Raw genomic sequence first — 19,098 nt, forward strand, 5'->3', positions numbered from 1 at the left:
TGTCGGCCTCCTTGGGGGTAGGGGTTGTTGAACTGGCAGCTCATGGCACGAGCTTCTGCACAGTGGTGGTGGTTGAGAACAGCGCGTCGCGCAGATCTTCGCTGTACCCCGACGGATCTTCCTCGCCACTGGCGCCAAAGTTGGCGACAGTGTCGGCGCGCGGATAGATAAGGTTTGGGTAATAAAGCGTAAGAGGTGAGTCGCTCTCCATGCGCTCCTTGTCGGCGAACGTAAGGAATCGCGTATCCGCCTCGCCGGTCGTAGCGCGCAACATCGCACCGACACCCGTCAGCGTCCAATGGCAGACGCCACGCCCGTAGTAATCCTCGTCCTGCATGCGGTCGAGGTAGAACGTACCGCGGTATTCGTTCTCGTCGACCTTGTGTAGTTCCACCAACTCCTGGCTGGTGATACGGCTGGCGGTACCGGTCGCCCACAGGACCCGGCCGCAGTCCCTGTGGTTGCTGACGTCGTACTGGGCAACTCCCTCGACCACCGCGAAGGGACCGGGGGCATCCTTCAGGGTCAGTACCAGCTCGTAGCCCTGCTGCGGTGACGGGTTGAGCTTGGCCAGGCCGCGTCCACCTGCGGCAACGTCACGCTCTGCGTCCGCGTAAGGCGAGCAGGCCGTCAGCGCCAGCAAGAGGCCCATCGGTACCAGATGGCGTCCCTTGCGTGTCGGCATGGCTACATCCATGGCGGCATCCTGCATCGTGCGTCCGTGTCCATATATCCTTCCCTGGTGACAGGTTTATCGATTATGGAGTGTTCTGGAAACCTGGCGCCAGCTGCGGCAAGGCGTGGGTGACGGAATTTTGACGCACTCAGCGTTCGGCGGCGTCGCCGAATCGATTGCGGCACAGGCGATTCGAGGTTCGCGGAGCGATTACGCTTCGCGTTCGGCATTTCTCCATAAATTTGTGACAGAAATCACTAATTCACGCAGCTCTCACGCAAGCGAACATTACGCAATGAACTACGCGATCCGTGCCGAAGCCATTGATGATCACGCCACCCTCCATGCGCTCACCGAGGCCGCGTTCCGCGAGGCCCCGCACAGCAGCCACACCGAGCAGTTCATCGTCGATGCGTTGCGTTCGCGTGGGGAACTGAGCATTTCGCTTGTCGCCGAAGCTCAGCGCCAGGTGGTCGGACACATTGCACTGTCGCCGGTGACGATCAGCGATGGCAGCACGGGCTGGTTTGGCCTGGGCCCGATTTCGGTATTGCCCGCGTGGCAGGGGCAGGGCATCGGTGCGGCCCTGATGCATGCCGCACTCGAAGCACTGCGTCAGCAGGGTGCACATGGCTGTGTATTGCTGGGTGAGCCGGCCTATTACGGTCGCTTCGGCTTCCGTGCCGAGCCGGGCCTGGTGCTGCGGGGTGTGCCGCCGGAGTACTTCCAGGCACTTTGCCTGCAGCCTCCGTTGGCACAGGGCGAGGTGCAGTACTCACCGGCCTTCGAGGCGACGGCCTGATCCGGGCCTGGCACGTTTCTGCTCAGGGCGCGCGCCAGACGGTCGGTTCGGGTTGCGGCTTCGGAATGCGGTAACCGCCGATGTGCTCAAGCAGTTCATTGGTACGGCGCTGCTCGACCAGTGCCTCACGCAGCAGGTTGCGCACGGCGAAGATGGCGAACGGCACCAGGATCCAGACCAGGCTGATGCCCAGCGCAAACAGGGTCAGCAGGGCTTTTGCACCATCCATGCAGCATTCCTTGGTCGAAAGCAGCCACGCTAGCACGTGGCTGCTGCCGACGGATGTCAGCCGTTGTGCCGAAGGTGGATCAGCGGATACGGACGGCCTTGCGAATCGAGTGGTGAGCGGCCGCTTTCGACGAAGCCCATGCGCAGGTAGAAGCCGACGGCCTGTGCGTTCTGTTCGTTGACGTCAGTGCTCAGCTGCGGATGCTGGGCCAGTGCGTGCTGCAGCAGTTGCCGGCCGATGCCGGTGCCACGTACGTCCGGATCGATGAACAGCGCTTCCATGTGCGTGCCGTCGATCAGCATGAAACCGAGGGGGCGGTCCTGAGCGTCGACGGCCACGGTCATCGGTGCCTGCGGCAGGAAACCGGCGACTTCGGCATCGATCGCCTGGCGATCTTCCGCGCTGAGGAAGTCATGGGTGGCGTCGACGGCGCGGCGCCAGAGGTCGACAAGGGCGGCGCCGTCGTCGGCGCGCGAGGGACGGAGGGTGGTCATATGTTCACCAAGGTGCTTGACAGGAATGCGCAGTATGAAGCTTTCCGGCCGTGCCTGCAGGTGCGGATTCATCCCGCGTTGCGATGGCGGATGAAGGGACTGTAGGCAGTCGCTTCCGCGCGCAGTACCACACCATCCTCGAAATCGCCGCTGTCGTTGAAGGGCACGGTGGGCCACTGCGGCCATTGCGCCAGGCGTTCGCGGTAGTAGTGGGTTGCTGCGGCCAGTGCCTCGTCGTGTGCCTGCACGCGCTCCGGTGCCAGCCCGGAACGTACGCCATGCACCACATGCGGCTCCATCACCTCGAAGCCGACGTAGCGCAGGCTGTACATCAACGGCCACAGCAACAGCCGGGTATCGCCTTCGCGGCCATCGACCGCGCAGGCCCGCGCCGACGAACCGGTTGTCACGCTCAGCAACGCACGGTTGCCCTGCATCACGCCATGTTCGTGACGCTGCCGGCTGGTGTACATCGGCCCGTAGACCAGCACGCGGTCCAGCCAGCCCTTGAGGATGGCCGGCGCCGCGAACCACCACAGCGGGAACTGCAGAATCACCAGGTCCGCAGCCCGCAGCAGTCGCAGGTGACGCTGCACATCGGCGGGCAGCTGATCCTGTTCGGCGTTGTAGCGTTGTTCGCGCTGGGCATCGAAGCGGTCCGGTCGCAGGCGCCGTGGATGGTGCCAGGCCGCTTCCAGCGGATCGAAGGCTTCTGCATACAGGTCGACCACGTCCACCTGCAGGTGGTCGTGTCGCAGCTGCTCGGCCGCCTGCACGGCCAGGTGGGCATTGAAGGAGCGGGGTTCGGGGTGGGCAAGCAGGATCAGCGCGCGCATGGGACGAGGTGTTCGAGGAGTGTGCGACCATCCTCGCGGTGCCGGTATGCCCCGGCAATTACGCACCTTGAGGTAACCATGGCGTTCCCCGGAAATGTCTATGCCGCCGATTGCTCGGCGCGCGATGCGCTGGCGCTGATCTCCGGCAAGTGGGTGATGCTGCTGTTGCCGGCGTTGGCGCAGGGCCCGCAACGCAACGGTGCGCTGCTGCGGAAGATCGAAGGCATCTCGCAGAAGGTGTTGACCCAGACCCTGCGGCAGCTGGAGCGCAATGGCCTGGTCGAGCGGTGCGAACTGGGTAGCAAACCCTTGCATGTGGAGTACCACCTGACCGAGGTCGCGCGCGGCCTGGTCGAGACGCTGTCCGCTCTGGACCGCTGGGCCGAGCACAACTTCCCGGCGCTCGACGCGGCCCGCGAGCGTTTCGACGCACGTTAGCGGCGCCTGCACGGCCCCGGGCGTACAATGCGGCCCCGGCGGCCATCCTGGCCCAGGTGAAAAGCGAGAACCGCCATGACCGATGTCCTGGGTGTACCGGTGCACGACGCTGATGAACACTGGATGCGCCATGCACTGGCCTTGGCCGAGCGCGCACAGCGTGAGTTCGATGAGATCCCGGTTGGTGCGGTGCTGGTAAGCGCCGATGGCCAGCTGCTGGGCGAGGGCTGGAACCTCAATATCGCCTCGCACGATCCCAGCGCGCATGCCGAGATCGTGGCCATGCGGGCAGGGGGGAAGCTGCTGGCCAACCATCGCCTGCTGGGCAGCACCCTGTACGTGACCCTCGAGCCGTGCGCGATGTGCGCGATGGCGGTCGTGCATGCACGGGTATCGCGCCTGGTCTACGGCGCCAGTGATCCAAAGACCGGTGCCTGCGGCAGTGTGTTCGACCTGCTCGGCGATGCCCGCCACAACCACCGGGTCGAGATCCACGGCGGGGTGCTGGCCAAGGAAGCGAGCACGCGCCTGACCAATTACTTCCGTGCCAAGCGCGGCAAGCCGCCGCTGCTGCTGGAAGACCACGTCGGCGAGGGCTGAGGGGCGAACGGGTATGATGGGCGCCTCTTTCCTTCACCGGTAGGCCGCGCGCCTGCCCAGCAACGAGGCGACACAATGGCGGACACCGGCGCGGCCAACGAACGACTGATCTGGATCGACCTGGAAATGACCGGGTTGGACACCGACAACGATTCGATCATCGAGATCGCCACCGTGGTCACCGACGCCCAGCTCAACGTGCTGGCCGAAGGTCCGGAATTCGCCATCCATCATCCGCTGGAAACGCTGGAGGCGATGGACGAGTGGAATCGCAACCAGCATCGTCGTTCGGGCCTGTGGCAGCGCGTGGTGGACAGCACCACCACCCTCGGCCAGGCCGAGGCGCAGACGGTGAACTTCCTGGCGCAGTGGATCCCGTCGGGCCTCTCGCCGATGTGTGGCAACTCGATCTGCCAGGACCGCCGCTTCCTGCACCGCCAGATGCCGCGCCTGGAGAAGTACTTCCACTACCGCAACCTGGACGTGTCCACGGTGAAGGAACTGGCAAAGCGCTGGGCGCCGACCGTGGCCGCTGGCGTCGGCAAGAACAGCAACCACACCGCGTTGAGTGACGTGCACGATTCGATCGCCGAGCTGCGCCACTATCGCCAGTTCATGGGCGCGCTGTCGGGCTTGCCCACGACCTGAACAACGACGCCGGGCTTGGCCCGGCGCTACCGGGTGACACGCGACTTGGTAGTGCCGGCCGCTGGCCGGCAATTCGGCGGCTTTCGTGAGGTGTATCGGGTTGCCGGCCAGCGGCCGGCACCACCCTCCGTTCAACTCCCTGGCGCTAAGATCGGCGCCATGAACGAGCCCATCCTGCTTCCCCGCGATATTGCCCACGACGCCCGCGACTGGTCCGACCTGCAGCGGGCGGTGGCCCTGCTGGAAGCGCCAACCCTGACCGCGCGCATGGCCAATCTGGTCGGCACGCCGCTGGAGTTCGCGGTGAAGGCGCTGCCCAGCTCGGTCTCCAACCGCATCCACGGTGCGGTGCAGGCGGCGCTGTCCAAGTCGGCGCAGGCGGCGCTGTGGAGCATGGACAACACCCCCGGCAAGGGCGCATCCACCCGCTGGCACAAGCTGGCCGCAGCGACCTCCGGTGCGGTGGGCGGCGCCTTTGGCTTTGCCGCGCTGTTCATCGAGCTGCCGGTGTCGACCACCATCATGATGCGTGCGGTGGCCGACGTGGCCCGCAGCGAAGGCTTCGACCTGTCCGAGTTCAGCACCCGGCAGGCCTGCCTGGAGGTGTTCGCGCTGGGCGGCAACTCGCCGCGCGATGACGCCAGCGAGACCGGCTATTACCTGGCCCGCGGCTTCACCACCGACGTGATGCGCCACCTGTCGGCCGAGCTGGCCGGGCGCGTGGTGACCGGCCGCGACCTGACCCTGGGCGTGGCACCGAAGGAGGCCGGCAAGCTGCTGGCGAAGATGGTGGAGAAGGTGGCGGCGCGCTTCGGCGTGGTCGTCACCGAGAAATTCGCTGCGCAGGCGGTGCCGATTGTCGGTGCCGCCGCCGGTGCAACACTGAATACCATGTTCACCGACTACTACCAGGACATGGCGCGTGGCCACTTCATCGTGCGCCGACTGGAGCTGAAGTACGGGGAAGACGTGGTGCGCACCTGCTATGACCGGGTGGCGCATGGCGCGATCAGGATCGAGCCCAGCCTGGAGTAGATCCACGCCGTGCGTGGATGAGCCTTCATGCATGGCCATCCTTGCCTGCCGGGCACAACTGTTTTGCCACAACACGCCTGTTGCCTTTCGCAGGCGGTCCCCATTCTTGCTGGCACTCCCCCCGCAAGAGATGTCCGCCATGTTGTTCACCTCCCACCGCCTGGGCGCGCTGACGCTCCCCAACCGCATCGTGATGCCGCCGATGACACGCTCGCGCGCCGCCGACGGCAACGTCGCCACCGCGGAAATGGCCGCCTACTACGCGCAGCGCGCCGGTGCCGGCCTGATCGTCAGCGAAGGCACCCAGATCAGCCAGCAGGGCCAGGGCTATGCCTGGACCCCGGGCATCCACAGCGCCGAACAGATGCAGGGCTGGCGCCAGGTGACCGATGCGGTGCACGCCGCCGGCGGCCGCATCTACGCCCAGCTGTGGCACGTGGGCCGCGTTTCACACGTGGCGCTGCAGCCGGACGGTGGCGCACCGGTATCGTCGTCGGCCCTGCTGGCTGAAGGCGTGAAGGTGTTCGTCGATCCGACCGGTGCCGGTCCGGAGGCGGGCGTGGGGGAGATGATCCAGCACTCGATGCCGCGCGCGCTGGCCGAAGACGAGATTCCGGGCATCGTCGCCGATTATGCGCAGGCCGCGCGCAACGCGCTGGAGGCGGGCTTCGATGGCGTCGAGCTGCACGGGGCCAATGGCTACCTGATCAACCAGTTCATCGACTCGCAGGCCAACCGGCGCACCGACGGCTATGGCGGCGCGTTGCAGAACCGGCTGCGCTTCCTGCGAGAGGTGGTGCAGGCGGTAGTGGCAGTAGCCGGCGGTGATCGCGTGGGCGTGCGCCTGGCGCCGCTGACCACGCTGCAGGGGGCGGTGGACGATACGCCGCAGGCGACCTATCTGGCTGCCGCACACCTGCTCGGTGAGATGGGCGTGGGCTACCTGCACATTGCAGAGGCCGACTGGGATGATGCACCGCCGATGCCGGTGGCCTTCAAGCAGGCGCTGCGCATGATCTACCCGGGCACGCTGATCTACGCCGGCAAGTACACCGCCGAGCGCGCCGAGCAGGCATTGGCGGAAGGCTGGGCCGACCTGATCGGCTTCGGTCGCCCCTTCATCGCCAACCCGGACCTGCCGGAGCGCCTGCGCCTGGGTGCGGATCTGAATCCGCCGGACCGTGCGACGTTCTTTGGCGGTGGTGCGGTCGGCTTCACCGATTACCCGACGCTGGAAGAGAGCGTCGCTGCCTGATTCTGGAGGCTGCCGGCCAGCGGCCGGCACTACCGGTGTATGGAGATGGGGTGGGTGCCGGCCATCGGCCGGCACTACCAGGGTGCGCGGGGCAGGGTAGTGCCGGCCGCTGGCCGGCATTTCTGTCTGGGATCAGGGCTTGTCGCGCACCAGCGCATCAGCCTCTATGACGCCACCATCCTTGCCATGCAGGTACAGGTGCATGTCCTGCTGCGGGTACGGGATGTTGATGCCGGCCTTGTCATAGCCCAGCTTCAGCTGTTCCAGCAGCGTGACCTTGGTGCCGAACCAGTCGGCCGACTTCACGTAGCAGCGGATGCCCAGGTTGATCGCATGCGCACCCAGCTCATACACCACCACGTCCGGTGCTGGCGTCTGCAGCACGCGCGGGTCGGCCTTCATCAGTGCCAGCGCGGTATCACGTGCCAGCTGGATGTTGTCCTCGTAGCCGATGCCGATCACCAGTTCGACGCGGCGCGTCGGTTCGGCGGTCAGGTTGATGATCGGCGCGGCGGTGATCAGCGTGTTCGGAATGGTGGTGTGCTGGTTGTCGGCGCCGGTGATGACGGTCTGGAAGATGCGTACTTCGCGCACCGTGCCGGTCTGTCCGGCCACGGTCACCACATCGCCCACGCGGAACGGTCGCAGCGTCACCAGCATCACGCCCGAGGCGATGTTGGACAGTGAATCCTTCAGGGCCAGGCCAACCGCGAGGCCGGCGGTGCCGAGCACGGCCAGCAGCGGGGTGATCTTCACGCCCAGCGTATCGATGGCCAGCAATGCCACGATTACCAGAGCGGTGGCGTAGACCACATTGCGCAGGAAGCTGCCCAGCATCGGGTCCACGCCCATGCGCGCTGTGGCGCGCGGCATCGCGTTTGACAGGCGTCGCGCTGCCCACATGCCTACCAGGAACACAATGATCGCCGCCAACAGTGGCACGCCATAGGTTTCCAGCAGATGTTGCCAGTCGAGGGTGTGGAGCCAGGGCGTTGTGGCGGGCGCGGGTGCTGCTGCGGCGATCATGCGGGAGTCCTGTGCTGCGAAGTGGAGTCTGCGCGGGGCAGGGCGTACGTGGACGCCAGAAACAGCAAGCCCCGCAGAGGCGGGGCTTGCGTGCATCAGCAGTATCGGCTGACGCCGATGAACACGACGTCAGCCTGCGGCCTTCACGGCATCAACCGTTGGCCTTCAGCTTGGCCAGGCGCAGCCAGGTATCGACCACGGTATCCGGGTTCAGCGACACCGACTCGATGCCTTCCTGCATCAGCCATTCGGCCAGATCCGGATGATCGGACGGGCCCTGGCCGCAGATGCCGACGTACTTGCCCTTGGCACGTGCCGACTTGATCGCCATCGACAGCAGCTTCTTCACCGCCGGGTTACGTTCGTCGAACAGGTGCGCGACGATCGACGAGTCGCGGTCCAGGCCCAGGCTCAGCTGGGTCAGGTCGTTGGAGCCGATCGAGAAGCCGTCGAAGATTTCCAGGAACTCATCAGCCAGCAGTGCGTTGGACGGCACTTCGCACATCATGATGATCTTCAGGCCGTTCTCGCCCTGCTTCAGGCCGTTCTGTTCCAGCACCTCGATGACCTTGCGGCCTTCTTCCAGGGTGCGCACGAACGGAATCATGACCCACAGGTTGTCCAGGCCCATTTCGTTGCGCACGCGCAGCACGGCCTTGCATTCCAGCGCGAAGGCGGCCGAGAAGCTCGGGTCGACGTAACGGCTGGCGCCGCGGAAGCCGATCATCGGGTTCTCTTCGTGCGGCTCGTAGTTGCTGCCGCCGATCAGGTTGGCGTATTCGTTGGACTTGAAGTCCGACAGGCGCACGATCACGGCGTTCGGTGCAACCGAGGCGGTGAGGGTGGCGATGCCTTCAGCCAGGCGGTCCACATAGAAGCCGACCGGATCGGAATAACCGGCGATCTTCTCGTCGATCTTCTTCTTGGTCGCCGCATCCTGACGGTCGTATTCCAGCAGCGCGTTCGGGTGGATGCCGATGTGGCTGGCGATGATCATTTCCAGGCGGGCCAGGCCGATGCCGGCGTTCGGCAGCTGGCCGAAGTCGAAGGCACGTTCCGGGTTGGCCACGTTCATCATGATCTTCAGCGGTGCCGGCGGCATGTTGCCCAGATCGGTGGTGGTGCGCTCGAAGCCGAGCTTGCCTTCGTAGATGAAGCCGGTATCGCCTTCAGCGCAGCTGACGGTGACCAGCTGGCCATCTTCGATCACCTTGGTGGCGTTGCCCGAACCGACCACGGCCGGCACGCCCAGTTCGCGCGCGATGATCGCGGCGTGGCAGGTACGGCCGCCACGGTTGGTGACGATGGCAGAAGCGCGCTTCATCACCGGCTCCCAATCGGGATCGGTCATGTCGGCGATCAGCACGTCGCCCGGCTGCACGCGGTTCATGTCGTCCAGCGTCTTGACCACGCGGGCCACGCCCGAACCGATCTTGGCACCGACGGCGCGGCCTTCGGCCAGCACGTTGCCGCCCTTTTCGGTCAGCGCGAAGCGCTCGATCTGGGTGGCGTGGCTGCGCGACTTCACCGTTTCCGGGCGCGCCTGCACGATGAACAGCTTGCCGCTGACACCGTCCTTGGCCCACTCGATGTCCATCGGGCGGCCGTAGTGCTTTTCGATGACCAGCGCCTGCTTGGACAGTTCCTGCACGTCCTCGTCGCTGATCGAGAAGGTGTTGCGCAGTTCGACCGGGGTGTCCTCGATCTTCACGCGCTCACCGGGGACATCCGAATACACCATGCGGATCGCCTTGCTGCCGAGCGAGCGGCGCAGGATCGCAGGCTTGCCGGCCTGCAGGGTGGGCTTGTAGACGTAGTACTCGTCCGGGTTCACCGCACCCTGCACGACCATTTCGCCCAGGCCGAACGAGGAGGTGACGAACACCACGTCGCGGAAGCCGGACTCGGTATCCAGGGTGAACAGCACGCCGGAGGAACCGACGCCCGAACGCACCATCAGCTGCACGCCGGCGGACAGGAACACGTCCTCGTGCTTGAAGCCGTGGTGCACGCGGTAGGCGATGGCACGGTCGTTGTACAGCGAGGCGAACACTTCCTTGACCTTGTGCACGACGTCGTCCGCACCGGTGACGTTGAGGAAGGTCTCCTGCTGGCCGGCGAAGGACGCATCCGGCAGATCCTCGGCGGTGGCCGACGAGCGCACGGCAACGGCCACGTCGCCACCGCCGTTGTCGGCGCTCAGCTTGGCGTAGGCGGTGCGGATGTCCTGGTCCAGCTGCGGCTGCAGCGGGGCATCGATCACCCAGGTGCGGATTTCCTTGCCGGCCGCGGTCAGCGCGTTGACGTCCTCGACGTCCAGCGTGGCCAGCTTGTCGAAGATGCGCTTGGACAGATCGTTGTGCGCGATGAAGTCCTTGAAGGCTTCAGCGGTGGTGGCATAACCGCCCGGCACCGAAACGCCCAGACCGGCCAGGTTGCCGATCATCTCGCCCAGCGACGAATTCTTGCCGCCTACGCGGGCCAGATCGGCCAGACGCAGTTCGTGCAACCACAGGATGTTCTCGTTCAAGCGCGATGCTCCGTTTGGCCATCGCCCGAGGCGGGCTGAGTGGCCGCGTCCGTAGGAAGAAGCCGATATGATGCCGGGCAGAGCACCGTCGGCACAAGCTTGTGCTGGCGGCCTTTTTAAGCTTCGTAGGGGGTAAAAGCGCGCATGTCGACCATCCGTCCGGTGTTCTACGTTTCCGATGGAACCGGTATCACCGCTGAAACCATTGGGCATAGCCTGCTCACCCAGTTCTCCGGGTTCAGCTTCATTACCGACCGCATGTCGTTTGTCGACGACCCCGAAAAAGCGCGTGAAGCCTGCGCCCGGATCCAGGCGGCGGGGGAGCGGTACCAGGTCCGGCCGATCGTGGTGAACTCCTGCGTGGACCAGAGCCTGAGCCTGATCCTGGCCGACAGCGGTGCGCTGATGCTGGATGTGTTCGCACCGTTCATCGAGCCGCTGGAGCGTGAACTGGCCAGCCCGCGCCTGGCCCGGGTCGGCCAGGCCCACGGCATGGTCGATTTCGACACCTACCACCGCCGCATCAACGCGATGAACTTCGCCCTGACCCACGATGACGGCATCGCGGTGAACTACGACGATGCCGACGTGATCCTGGTGGCGGTGTCGCGCGCCGGCAAGACGCCTACCTGCATCTACCTGGCCCTGCATTACGGGGTGCGCGCGGCCAACTACCCGCTGACCGACGAAGACCTGGAAAGCGACCGCCTGCCGCCGCGCCTGCGCAACTACCGGCGCAAGCTGTTCGGCCTGACCATCGACCCGGACCGCCTGCAGCAGATCCGCCAGGAGCGCCGCCCGAACTCGCGCTACGCCAACCTGGACACCTGCAAGCGTGAGGTGGCTGCGGCCGAGGTGATGTTCCAGATGGAGCGGATCCCGACCCTGAGCACCACCCATACCTCGATCGAGGAGATCTCCAGCAAGGTGCTGGCCACGCTGGGGCTGCAGCGCGAGCTGTATTGAGGCGCGCGCCACGTTCGCCGGGCATTGCCCGGCGCTACCAGTGGATGCTGCGCGCTGTAGAGCCGAGCCCACGCTCGGCTGCTCTTCGGCCAGAACCCGGTGGCCCAGCCGAGCATGGGCTCGGCTCTACAGGGGGATCACAGTCGGTGGCTTGGCTGTGGCTCGAACCGCCCCCACGTTGAAGCACCAACGTGTAGGATCGACCCATGGCCCGAGCCTTGCCCCGTACCGAACGCATTCCCCGCCTGAGCCGGTTGAGCTGGCTCATGGGCCTGTACGCGGAAAACTACCGCCATCTGGTGCGCCTGTTCGAACCGGCCGGACTGGCGGCGGGCAGCTACATTTCCTCGATCGGCGACGGCCTGGATGTCCGCCTGGACGTGATCGAGTGCCACCGCTACACGGTGGAGCTGCGTCTGACCTACGACCTGGCCGATCCGGTCACCGGCGAGCCCGATCCGTCGGCCTATGTGCGCCTGTACCGTGACGCCCGCCAGGCCGAGACCACCCATTGCTACGTCGGTCGCCGCTGGCAGGACACCATGGGCCTGTACCCGCCGCCGGCGGAGCTGATCAGCCACCGCATGCGGATGAACACCTTCCTCGGCAAGTGGTTGGAATACCTGGCCGAGCGCGGCCACGGCGTGGCCACCCTGCGCCGTGATCCCGAGGGCGCAGGCGCGCCCGCCGAACGCCGCCTGTCGCTGGTGCGCTGATCGGCCATAATCCACGGCTGACCTGCTGCTGGATGCATGCCCCATGCCGTATACCCCGATCGTCGCCACCCTGGGCTACGTGCTGTCGCCTGATCGTCGCCAGGTGCTGATGATCCATCGCAATATCCGCCCCGGTGACCACCACCTGGGCAAGTACAACGGGCTGGGCGGCAAGATCGAACCGACCGAAGACGTCGCGGCTGGCATGCGCCGCGAGATCGCCGAGGAAGCCGGCATCCACTGCACCGGCATGCGCCTGCGCGGCACCATCAGCTGGCCGGGTTTCGGCAAGCACGGCGAGGACTGGCTGGGCTTCGTGTTCGTCATCGATGGATTCGAGGGCACCCCGCACGGTGGCAACCACGAAGGCACGCTGGAGTGGGTGGACCTGGACAAGCTGGACACGCTGCCGATGTGGGAGGGCGACCGCAACTTTCTGCCGCTGGTGTTCGACGCCGACCCACGCCCGTTCCACGGCGTGATGCCGTACAAGGACGGCCGCATGGTCAGCTGGTCCTACAGCCGGCTGTAACCCGGCGAATCGGGTGGGGGGGCGATCTTTCGGGTGGGGATCAACCTTTCGGGTGGGGATCAACCTTTCGGGTGGGGATCAACCTTTCCGGTGGGTGCCAACCTTGGTTGGCACGCTCTCCTGGCTTATTAATATCCGGGCAATATTGACGAATACAAATTACCCGGGCAATATTCGGGCATCGCCTCTGATGTCATTGCCATGCCTGCGTCCCGACTCCCTCCCTTCAGTTGCTTCGACGGCCACCGCCTGGTCGCTTCCGGTACACCGGAAGTGGCTGCGCTTGCGCTGAAACAGCTGCGCGCCGGCAACGCTGCCGGTCCGCTGCTCGTGTTCGACAACGCTACCGGCCGCACCCGTGATTTCGATACGCGCGGTAGCGACGCAGAACTGCTGGCGCGGGTCATCGAAGCGTTTACCGCCGCCGTCGAGGCGGATGCCGACGTCACTGCCGAAGATGTGCCGGCAACGCCGCGTGGCCGTGGCCGCCCCAAGCTGGGCGTGGTCGCCCGCGAAGTGACCCTGCTGCCGCGCCACTGGGCGTGGCTGGCCGAGCAGCCCGGCGGGGCCTCGGTAGTGCTGCGCAGGCTGGTGGAGGCGGCCAGCCGTGCTGGTGCGGACAAGGACCGGCAGCGCCGCCACAGCGAGCGTGCCTATCACTTCCTGCAGACGATCGCCGGAGACCTGCCAGGTTTCGAGGAAGCGATCCGTGTCCTGTTCGCGCACGACCGGGCGGGCCTGGAAATGGCGTTGCGCAGCTGGCCCGGGGATGTGCGCAATCACGCCCTGCGCCTGGCCTTCGATGATTCTTCGGACCACGCAGACGACTGAGCCACCGCGCCGTTGCTGAGCGGCGGCGCCACCTGACCGCGGGCCACGGCCTGCTTTCCCTGTGCTTGCTTTGCTGGCGGAAACGCCGGGCAGGGCAGCGCCTTGCCCAGAGAACCCCATGGACACCCCCGCACATCCCATCCCCCCGGTCGCGCCGCCCCTCTGGCGCACCTATCTGACCCTGCTGCTGCCGATGCTGCTGACCAACGCATTGCAGCTGGCCGCAGGCACGCTGGACAACATCTACCTCGGCCATCTGCTGGGTACGCAGGCGGTGGCCGCCGCCGCAGCGTTCTTCCCTGTCTTCTTCCTGCTGTTGGCCCTGGTAATGGGTCTGGCGACCGGTGCGATGGTGCTGATCGGCCAGGCCTGGGGCGCGGGCCGGCCGCAACAGGCTCGCGCGGTGGCCGGCAGTGCGGTGGCACTTGTCCTGCTGTTGTCAGTGCTGGTGATGGCGGTGGGCGGCGGTTTCGCGCCACAGCTGCTGGCAGCACTTGGCACGCCAGCGCCGATCCTCGGCGAATCCATCGTCTATGCCCGTGTTCTGCTGCTGGCTGCACCGGCGTTCTTCCTGCTGTGGCTGGCCACTGCGGTGAGCCGTGCGGTGGGCGATGCCAAAACGCCGCTGCATGCGCTGCTGCTGGCCACGGTGGTCGGCCTGCTGTGCACGCCGCTGCTGATCCTGGGCTGGGCCGGCCTGCCGCAGCTGGGCGCGGCCAGTGCGGCAGTCTCGGCGGCGCTCGCCTCGCTGCTGGCCCTGGCCTGGCTGATGTGGCGGTGGCAGCGGATGGGTCACCCGTTGGCACCGGGGCATGAGTTGCTGCAAGCCATCCGCTTTGATGGCGCGATCATTCGTTCGATGCTGCGCATCGGCGTACCTTCATCGCTGCAGATGCTCAGTCTGGCCGTTGCCGAGATCGTGTTGCTCGGCTGGATCAACCGCTATGGCTATACCGCCACGGCAGCCTATGGTGCGGTCAACCAGTTGATGAGCTGGGTGCAGCTGCCGGCCATGTCGCTGGGCATCACCGCCACCATCCTCGCCGCGCATGCGATGGGGGCAGGGCGTGCGGCACGATTGCCCGCCATTGCCCGCACCGGCGTGATGCTTGGACTGGTGATGCTGTGCGGGGTGGTGATGCTGGTTGTGGCGCTGGCGCCCTGGCTGAGCGGCCTGATCCTGGCGGCGACCGACGTGCGCGAACTGGCCGCGTTGCAGTTGCGCACCGTGGTGTGGGGCGTGTTGGCGATGGGTATCAGCGCGGTGCTGGTCGGGGTGATGCGCGGCAGCGGCACGGTATGGCTGCCAGCGTTGCTGGGCATGGTGGCGGTATTGCTGCTGGAGCTGCCGCTGGCGATGTGGCTGCAGTCCCGGTACGGTCTGGCCGGGCTGTGGTGGGCGTGGCCGCTGGGACTGGTGGCGATGCTGGTGATGCAGGTGTTGTGTTTCGCGCGTTGGCGACGGATGCGGGCGGGGTAGTGCCGGCCGCTGGCCGGCAATCCGGAATGTCCGAGGCAGCCGGCCAGCGGCCGGCTCTACCACTCGGTCGGATCGCATCCGGTGCGGTGGCTACGGTGGGCCTGGCCGCTGGTGATGCAGGTGTTGTGTTTCGCTCGCTGGCGACGGATGCGGGCGGGGTAGTGCCGGCCGCTGGCCGGCAATCTGGAATGGCCGAGGCAGCCGGCCAGCGGCCGGCTCTACCACTTCAGCGCCGATGCGCCAGCAGCAGGTGGAAATGCTTCTCCCGCGTCTGCCCGTCATTGCCGGCGGCGGTTTCGCGATGGCTGCGCCAGGCCGAGACGTGGAAGCCCGATACCCGCAGCGCCAGCTCCACCGCGTCCAGCTCATGCAGCTGGAAGTCGGCGGCGAATGGCAGACCGCGCATGAAGCTGGCATCGCCGAACGCCAGGCACAGCCGGCCTCCCCGGTGCAGTACGCGCGCCAGCTCGTCCAGCACCGGGGCCAGGTTCGGCCAGAAGTACAGGGTGTTGACCGCCAGTGCGGCATCCATGGACGCCTCGTCCACCGGCAGCGCATGGGCATCGCCAAGCCGCATTGCCGCCCGGTCGCCCAGGCCGGCGCTGGCCAGCCGCTGGTTGCCGGCCTCGACCATGGCCGTGGACAGCTCGATGCCGAGATAGTGGCTGCCGCTGGCCTGCAGCATCAATGGCGCGAAGGCCGCATTGCCTGGGCCGATCTCCAGGACCCGTTCGCCGGTGCCGACGGCCAGCAGCCCGATTGCAGCGTGGTTGAGCGTGGCGTTGCTGCGGTTCATCGAGTCGGCCACCGCCAGCGCGGCGTCGCCATGGGGCTGCCGCAGCTGCGCGGCCAGGGTGGAAGCATCCAGCATCGTCGTCGTCCATCGAAGAGATTCGGACGTGGCGGCGGCGGGTCCACCGGTGACCATAACGCTGACCTTGCGGCTTGGGAAGTAGGAAAACCCCGCTGCAGGGTGATGAGGAAATGTCCAGCGTCGCAGTCGGTGAGATCTGGTTGTCCACAGGGGGTGTGGATTACGCGTGGGCAACTTTGTGGATAAGCCGCGACAGGCGCCACCCCCCTAGGCTGTCAAGATGGGTGGCGAAAAATTCACCGCTGGTGAGGATAGGTGAGGGCATGGTGAAGAATCGGCCTGGCCGGCGCTGTCACCCATGGCGGTGCTCGCGGTAACCTGTGGGCCTTGATGCTCCGTGAGACCCCATGAAACGTCACTTCTCGATGCTGCGCGAATTCCAGCTGGCCGACTGGTTCACCCTGGCCAATGCTTTCTGCGGCACCGGTGCGGTGTTCGCCGCGATGCGTTTCCTGCAGGACGGCGAGCGCGGCTACCTGCTGTTCGGCATGGCGCTGATCCCGCTGGCCTTCATTTTCGACGCCCTTGACGGGCGCATCGCGCGCTGGCGCAAATCCAGCTCCACCCTGGGGCGCGAGCTGGACTCGCTGTCGGACGTGATCTCCTTCGGCGTGGCGCCGGCGGCGCTGGCCTATGCGTGCGGCATGCAGGGCGGCTGGGACTGGCTGGTGCTGAGCTACTTCGTGTGCTGCGGCGTCAGCCGCCTGGCGCGCTACAACGTCACCGCCGAGGCGCTGGCCGGCGACGAGGGCAAGGTCAAGTATTTCGAGGGCACTCCGATCCCGACCAGCCTGGTGCTGGTGATCGTGCTGGCGATCGCCGCCGGTACCGATGCCATCGGCCAGGACCTCTGGTTTGGCCAGTGGCAGATCGGCCCTTGGCAGCTGCACCCGATGGTGCTGCTGTTCGCCCTGTCCGGGTCGCTGATGATCAGCAAGACCCTGCGCATTCCCAAACCATGAGCCAGCCCTGCGGAGGCCTGCGATGACCAGCTCGGCCCACGACGCCGGCAGCAGCGATTTCGAGACCCTTGCCCGGCAGTACTTCGGTGCCTGGGGGGATGCCCTGCGCCATGCGACCACGCCCGGTGCACCGGCCGGCGATGACCCCGGCAGCTGGCAGCGCCTGTTTGACTGGTGGGGCCAGCTGTTGCCCGAACAGGGGCAGGGTGCGCCGGAAGATGCCGTGCGCCGTTTCCGCGAACAGGCCGGCAGCTGGTACGGCACGATGCAGGAAGTGGCGGCACGCTTCGCTGGACGCGATGCCAGCAGCGCCGATGTGGCCCACGCCTGGCGCGAGGCGGTGCAGGGGCAGGGCGACGGCATGCTGCAGTGGATGCTGCAGGGCGCGCGGGGCAGCACCCAGGCCGGCGCCGCCGTGCCCGAATTCGCCGCGTGGCTGCAGCAGTTCCAGCTGCAGGCCGGCCCGTGGCTGCAGAGCCCGGCGTTCGGGCCCGGCCGCGAACACCAGGCGCGCTGGCAGGCCCTGCTGCGTGCGCAGGAGGAATACCAGCAGCACTCGCGTGCCTACGTCGATCAGATCAAGCAGGCGCTGGACGAAGCCTTCGCGTTGTTCGAGCAGCGCCTGGCGGAGCACGAACAACCGGGCAGCCAGCTGACCAGCGCCCGCGCGATGTTCGACCTGTGGATTGAAGTGGCGGAGGAAGCCTACGCCAAGGTTGCGATGTCCGAGCCGTTCCAGCAGGTGTATGCCGCGCTGGGCAACGCGCAGATGCGCCTGCGCGCCGGCCTGCAGCGCGAGGTGGAACAGATGAGTGAACGCATCGGTCTGCCGACCCGCAGCGAGATGGACGCTGCGCATCGCCGCATTGCCGAGCTGGAGCGCAGCCTTCGCCGCCTGCAGGCACAGGTGGCGGTGCTGGCGGGGACCGCCGCGGTGGATCCGGTGTCGCAGCCGGCGCCGGCTAAGGTGAAGCCGGCCGCGCGCAAAGCCGCGAAGAAGGCCGCGCCGTCGAACAAGCCGGCCGCGAAGAAAACACCGGCGAAGAAGGCTGCCGCACGCACCACCTCGCGGGCGCGTGCCCGATGAAAGGACCGCTGGGCTTCAACGCCGATGACCTGATGCAGGAAACCCTGGCCATGCAGCGCAAGCTGATGGAAGGGCTGAAGCTGCTGCCGCAGGTTGAAGACGTGGACTATGGCGTGACTGCCCGCGAGGAAGTCTGGCGCGACGGCAAGGTGGTGCTGTACCGCTTCGTAGGCGAGCAGGCACCCACCCGCCGCACGCCACTGCTGATTGTCTATGCGCTGGTCAACCGGCCGTACATGGTGGACCTGCAGGCCGACCGCTCGCTGGTACAGAAGCTGCTGGCGTTGGGCCAGGACGTCTATGTGCTGGACTGGGGCTACCCGGACCGCTCCGAGCGCTTCCAGACCCTGGAGGATTACCTGCTGCGCTACATCGATGGCGCGGTGGATGCGCTGCGCGCGCGCAGCGGTGGCCCGGTGGACCTGCTCGGCATCTGCCAGGGTGGCGTGTTCGCGCTGTGCTATGCGGCACTGCGCCGGCAGAAGCTGGGCAAGCTGATCACCATGGTCACCCCGGTTGATTTCCAGACCGCCGACAACATGCTCTCGCACTGGGCACGGCAGGTGGACGTGGATCTGCTGGTCGACACGCTGGGCAACATTCCGGCCGACCTGATGAATGCCAGCTACCTGATGCTCAAGCCATTCCGCCTGAACGTGCAGAAGTATGTCGGCCTGCTCGACATCCTTGATGACAAGGCGGCGCTGGAGGATTTCCTGCGCATGGAGAAGTGGATCTTCGACTCGCCGGACCTGGCCGGTGAAGCGTTCCGTGACTTCATCAAGCAGTTCTACCAGGGCAACGGGCTGGTGAAGGGCACGGTGCGGATCGGCGAGGAAGCAGTGGATCTCGCGAAAGTGACCCTGCCGGTGCTGAACATCTACGCCGAACAGGACCATCTGGTGCCGCCGGATGCCTCGCGCGCGATGCGTGGGCGACTGGGCACGACCGACTACACTGAATCCAGTTTCCGTGGTGGCCACATCGGTATCTACGTGTCCGGCCGCGCGCAGCGCGAAGTGCCGGCGACGATCGATGGTTGGCTGAAGGCGCGTGACGCGTAACGCCTGCTTCGGTTTTG

Annotated in this window: 21 protein-coding genes; 14 read left to right on the top strand and 7 right to left on the bottom strand. The window is 66.3% G+C overall.

The window, feature by feature from the left end; all coding sequences use genetic code 11:
• Positions 1-40: 40 nt before the first annotated feature.
• On the bottom strand, positions 41-697 hold the full coding sequence (locus tag AC5P57_RS10755) for a hypothetical protein (RefSeq protein ID WP_430542867.1): 657 nt from the start codon (positions 695-697) through the stop codon (positions 41-43).
• A 274-nt stretch (positions 698-971) separates the two neighbouring features.
• Between AC5P57_RS10755 and AC5P57_RS10760 the strand changes: the two genes are divergently transcribed.
• Complete coding sequence (locus AC5P57_RS10760; protein ID WP_262234923.1) at positions 972-1,478, top strand: GNAT family N-acetyltransferase; 507 nt, start codon at positions 972-974, stop codon at positions 1,476-1,478.
• A 22-nt stretch (positions 1,479-1,500) separates the two neighbouring features.
• On the opposite strand, the gene AC5P57_RS10765 is transcribed toward AC5P57_RS10760, so the two are convergent.
• The 3 genes from AC5P57_RS10765 to AC5P57_RS10775 form a co-directional block, all read right to left on the bottom strand.
• On the bottom strand, positions 1,501-1,707 hold the full coding sequence (locus tag AC5P57_RS10765; RefSeq protein WP_262234924.1) for a hypothetical protein: 207 nt from the start codon (positions 1,705-1,707) through the stop codon (positions 1,501-1,503).
• A gap of 56 nt (positions 1,708-1,763) precedes the next feature.
• On the bottom strand, positions 1,764-2,201 hold the full coding sequence (locus AC5P57_RS10770) for an acetyltransferase (protein WP_010484891.1): 438 nt from the start codon (positions 2,199-2,201) through the stop codon (positions 1,764-1,766).
• Between the two features lie 68 nt (positions 2,202-2,269).
• A complete protein-coding gene (locus tag AC5P57_RS10775; RefSeq protein WP_262234925.1) occupies positions 2,270-3,037 on the bottom strand; it encodes an NAD(P)H-dependent oxidoreductase in 768 nt (255 codons plus the stop codon).
• Positions 3,038-3,115: 78 nt separating this feature from the next.
• Here AC5P57_RS10775 and AC5P57_RS10780 point away from each other — a divergent pair, with 78 nt between their 5' ends.
• From AC5P57_RS10780 to AC5P57_RS10800, 5 genes are all read left to right on the top strand, one after another.
• Positions 3,116-3,475, top strand: coding sequence for a winged helix-turn-helix transcriptional regulator (locus AC5P57_RS10780; protein WP_099551012.1), 360 nt, complete (start codon positions 3,116-3,118; stop codon positions 3,473-3,475).
• A 75-nt stretch (positions 3,476-3,550) separates the two neighbouring features.
• Complete coding sequence (tadA, locus tag AC5P57_RS10785; protein WP_099551013.1) at positions 3,551-4,075, top strand: tRNA adenosine(34) deaminase TadA; 525 nt, start codon at positions 3,551-3,553, stop codon at positions 4,073-4,075.
• A 75-nt stretch (positions 4,076-4,150) separates the two neighbouring features.
• The gene (orn, locus tag AC5P57_RS10790; RefSeq protein WP_099551014.1) at positions 4,151-4,723 is read left to right on the top strand and encodes an oligoribonuclease; all 573 of its coding nucleotides are present in this window, start codon (positions 4,151-4,153) and stop codon (positions 4,721-4,723) included.
• A gap of 159 nt (positions 4,724-4,882) precedes the next feature.
• The gene (locus AC5P57_RS10795; RefSeq protein ID WP_099551015.1) at positions 4,883-5,758 is read left to right on the top strand and encodes an EcsC family protein; all 876 of its coding nucleotides are present in this window, start codon (positions 4,883-4,885) and stop codon (positions 5,756-5,758) included.
• A gap of 139 nt (positions 5,759-5,897) precedes the next feature.
• Positions 5,898-7,013 carry an alkene reductase gene (locus AC5P57_RS10800; RefSeq protein WP_099551023.1) on the top strand — a complete coding sequence of 372 codons (1,116 nt, stop codon included), beginning with the start codon at positions 5,898-5,900 and terminating at the stop codon, positions 7,011-7,013.
• A 132-nt stretch (positions 7,014-7,145) separates the two neighbouring features.
• Here AC5P57_RS10800 and AC5P57_RS10805 read toward each other — a convergent pair whose 3' ends face one another.
• Entirely contained in the window at positions 7,146-8,039 is an 894-nt protein-coding gene (locus AC5P57_RS10805) for a mechanosensitive ion channel family protein (RefSeq protein WP_099551016.1), read from the bottom strand.
• A gap of 151 nt (positions 8,040-8,190) precedes the next feature.
• Positions 8,191-10,569 (bottom strand): phosphoenolpyruvate synthase, encoded by a 2,379-nt coding sequence (ppsA, locus tag AC5P57_RS10810; RefSeq protein ID WP_495219570.1) that lies wholly within the window; start codon positions 10,567-10,569, stop codon positions 8,191-8,193.
• A 144-nt stretch (positions 10,570-10,713) separates the two neighbouring features.
• Between ppsA and ppsR the strand changes: the two genes are divergently transcribed.
• The 5 genes from ppsR to AC5P57_RS10835 all read left to right on the top strand — a co-directional run bounded on the left by ppsR (position 10,714) and on the right by AC5P57_RS10835 (position 15,094).
• The gene (gene ppsR, locus AC5P57_RS10815) at positions 10,714-11,535 is read left to right on the top strand and encodes a posphoenolpyruvate synthetase regulatory kinase/phosphorylase PpsR (protein ID WP_006452040.1); all 822 of its coding nucleotides are present in this window, start codon (positions 10,714-10,716) and stop codon (positions 11,533-11,535) included.
• A gap of 206 nt (positions 11,536-11,741) precedes the next feature.
• Positions 11,742-12,251 carry a DUF1249 domain-containing protein gene (locus tag AC5P57_RS10820; protein ID WP_099551018.1) on the top strand — a complete coding sequence of 170 codons (510 nt, stop codon included), beginning with the start codon at positions 11,742-11,744 and terminating at the stop codon, positions 12,249-12,251.
• Between the two features lie 43 nt (positions 12,252-12,294).
• The gene (locus AC5P57_RS10825; protein ID WP_495219571.1) at positions 12,295-12,783 is read left to right on the top strand and encodes an NUDIX hydrolase; all 489 of its coding nucleotides are present in this window, start codon (positions 12,295-12,297) and stop codon (positions 12,781-12,783) included.
• A 201-nt stretch (positions 12,784-12,984) separates the two neighbouring features.
• Positions 12,985-13,614 carry a DUF2239 family protein gene (locus AC5P57_RS10830; protein WP_262234927.1) on the top strand — a complete coding sequence of 210 codons (630 nt, stop codon included), beginning with the start codon at positions 12,985-12,987 and terminating at the stop codon, positions 13,612-13,614.
• 118 nt (positions 13,615-13,732) lie between these two features.
• Positions 13,733-15,094, top strand: a complete 1,362-nt coding sequence (locus AC5P57_RS10835; protein ID WP_142806242.1) for an MATE family efflux transporter — start codon at positions 13,733-13,735, stop codon at positions 15,092-15,094.
• 226 nt (positions 15,095-15,320) lie between these two features.
• Here the strand turns inward: AC5P57_RS10835 and AC5P57_RS10840 are convergent, their stop codons facing one another.
• A complete protein-coding gene (locus AC5P57_RS10840; RefSeq protein ID WP_099553111.1) occupies positions 15,321-16,022 on the bottom strand; it encodes a class I SAM-dependent methyltransferase in 702 nt (233 codons plus the stop codon).
• Positions 16,023-16,315: 293 nt separating this feature from the next.
• Between AC5P57_RS10840 and AC5P57_RS10845 the strand changes: the two genes are divergently transcribed.
• The 3 genes from AC5P57_RS10845 to phaC are packed head-to-tail and all read left to right on the top strand — an operon-like array spanning position 16,316 to position 19,081.
• Entirely contained in the window at positions 16,316-16,930 is a 615-nt protein-coding gene (locus tag AC5P57_RS10845) for a CDP-alcohol phosphatidyltransferase family protein (RefSeq protein ID WP_049429661.1), read from the top strand.
• A 22-nt stretch (positions 16,931-16,952) separates the two neighbouring features.
• A complete protein-coding gene (gene phaE / locus AC5P57_RS10850) occupies positions 16,953-18,017 on the top strand; it encodes a class III poly(R)-hydroxyalkanoic acid synthase subunit PhaE (RefSeq protein ID WP_099553112.1) in 1,065 nt (354 codons plus the stop codon).
• Positions 18,014-19,081 (top strand): class III poly(R)-hydroxyalkanoic acid synthase subunit PhaC, encoded by a 1,068-nt coding sequence (phaC, locus tag AC5P57_RS10855; RefSeq protein ID WP_099553113.1) that lies wholly within the window; start codon positions 18,014-18,016, stop codon positions 19,079-19,081. Before phaE ends, phaC begins: the two co-directional genes overlap by 4 nt.
• Positions 19,082-19,098: the final 17 nt, after the last annotated feature.

Source organism: Stenotrophomonas sp. YJH_SMC_79 (genome assembly GCF_059367995.1).